Genomic DNA, 1,098 nt, shown 5'->3' with positions numbered 1-1,098 from the left:
GGCGGTCTCAATGACCAAGCGCAACGCTATTGAATGGTGTTCGGATCGGCGACCGATTTCTTGAGTACCTCGGCGTAGACCTCCAACGGCGTTCGCCAGTCCAGGGTCTTGCGCGGCCGTGTATTCAGTGAGTCGGCGATCTCGTCGAGCTCTTCTTGGCTGTAGACCGATAGATCCGTGCCCTTCGGCAGGTACTGTCGCAATAGCCCGTTGGTGTTTTCATTCGATCCGCGCTGCCACGGGCTATGAGGGTCAGCAAAGTAGATGGCGGTGCCGGTCTTCTGCGTGATCTCGGCATGCTTCATCATTTCCCTGCCTTGGTCGTACGTCATCGTCAGGCGCAGTGACCTGGGTACCTGATTGAGCTTGTCACTGAAGCCGACGGCAGCCGCCGTGGCTGTGGTACCGTCGACCTTCGCCAGTATCACCAAGCGGGTCGTGCGCTCCACCAGCGTGCCGACGGCCGAGCGATTGTTGGCGCCAATGATGAGGTCACCTTCCCAGTGACCCGGCATCAGCCGATCTTCGATCTCAGGAGGTCGTAGGTGGATGCTGACCAGATCTGGGATCTGCTGTCGCCGATCCGTGCCACGACTGCGAGGGCGTCGCTTACCGTTGCCCTGTCGCAGACAGGCGATCAGCTCCTTCTTGAGGGAGCCGCGAGGCATGACGTAGAGCGCATTATAGATCGCTTCGTGTGAGACCCAGCGGTCAGTATCATCAGGGAACATAGCTTTCAGTGTGCTGGCTATCTGCTGTGGTGACCAGTACTTGCGCAGCAGATAGACCACCAGTTCGAACAGCTCACTATCAGGATGCAGCTTGGATCGACGGCGAGATCGGTGGCGGGCCAGTCTGGCTCGATACCCGGCGAGACTGGCGTCATAGGGCTTGTCAGGCCTGACTGTGTGGCGTGCCAGCTCCCGTGAGATGGTGCTGGGAGCACGTCCCAGTTGCCGCGCGATGGTTCGAATCGAATGATGAGCCTTCATGAGCATGATGGCGGCTCTGTCTTCAGCAGTGAGGTGGCGATAGCAATGAGTCATGGCAATACCATACCGAATGGGTCAGGTGTTGCACTTGGTCATTGAGACCGCC

At 58.7% G+C, this 1,098-nt stretch carries 1 protein-coding gene; it reads right to left on the bottom strand.

Features of this window, described 5'->3' with window-relative positions:
* Positions 1-26: 26 nt before the first annotated feature.
* A complete protein-coding gene (locus QC821_RS21680; protein ID WP_422720144.1) occupies positions 27-1,046 on the bottom strand; it encodes an IS30 family transposase in 1,020 nt (339 codons plus the stop codon).
* Positions 1,047-1,098: the final 52 nt, after the last annotated feature.

Origin of the sequence: Franzmannia qiaohouensis (genome assembly GCF_031451695.1) — a bacterium.
Lineage (GTDB): Bacteria > Pseudomonadota > Gammaproteobacteria > Pseudomonadales > Halomonadaceae > Franzmannia > Franzmannia qiaohouensis.
Note: the sequence above shows the minus strand (reverse complement) of the source record. Positions and strands in the feature narration are given on the sequence as shown.